This is a genomic window from Cellulomonas telluris, assembly GCF_004886325.1.
GTDB classification, from domain to species: Bacteria; Actinomycetota; Actinomycetes; order Actinomycetales; family Cellulomonadaceae; genus Cellulomonas; species Cellulomonas telluris.
Genome location: NZ_QXFN01000112.1, coordinates 1 through 517, shown reverse-complemented (window position 1 = coordinate 517; position 517 = coordinate 1). Strand labels below are relative to the sequence as shown.

Below are 517 nucleotides of genomic sequence, written 5' to 3'. Positions count from 1 at the left end.
CGCAACCCTTGATCTTAGTTGCCATCATTAAGTTGGGCACTCTAAGGTGACTGCCGGTGACAAACCGGAGGAAGGTGGGGATGACGTCAAATCATCATGCCCCTTATGACCTGGGCTACACACGTGCTACAATGGACGGTACAAAGAGCTGCAAGACCGCGAGGTGGAGCTAATCTCATAAAACCGTTCTCAGTTCGGATTGTAGGCTGCAACTCGCCTACATGAAGCTGGAATCGCTAGTAATCGCGGATCAGCATGCCGCGGTGAATACGTTCCCGGGCCTTGTACACACCGCCCGTCACACCACGAGAGTTTGTAACACCCGAAGTCGGTGGGGTAACCTTTTTGGAGCCAGCCGCCTAAGGTGGGACAGATGATTGGGGTGAAGTCGTAACAAGGTAGCCGTATCGGAAGGTGCGGCTGGATCACCTCCTTTCTATGGAGAATTGATAAGCGCTGCTTATCAATATAAGTTTCCGTGTTTCGTTTTCGTTTAGTTTTGAGAGTTCAATAAAAA

At 50.3% G+C, this 517-nt stretch carries 1 rRNA gene; it reads left to right on the top strand.

Annotation, left to right across the window (positions count from 1 at the left end):
* Nucleotides 1-436: ribosomal RNA gene (locus tag FB586_RS18980) — 16S ribosomal RNA — on the top strand; the annotation flags it as partial.
* Nucleotides 437-517 lie beyond the last annotated feature (81 nt).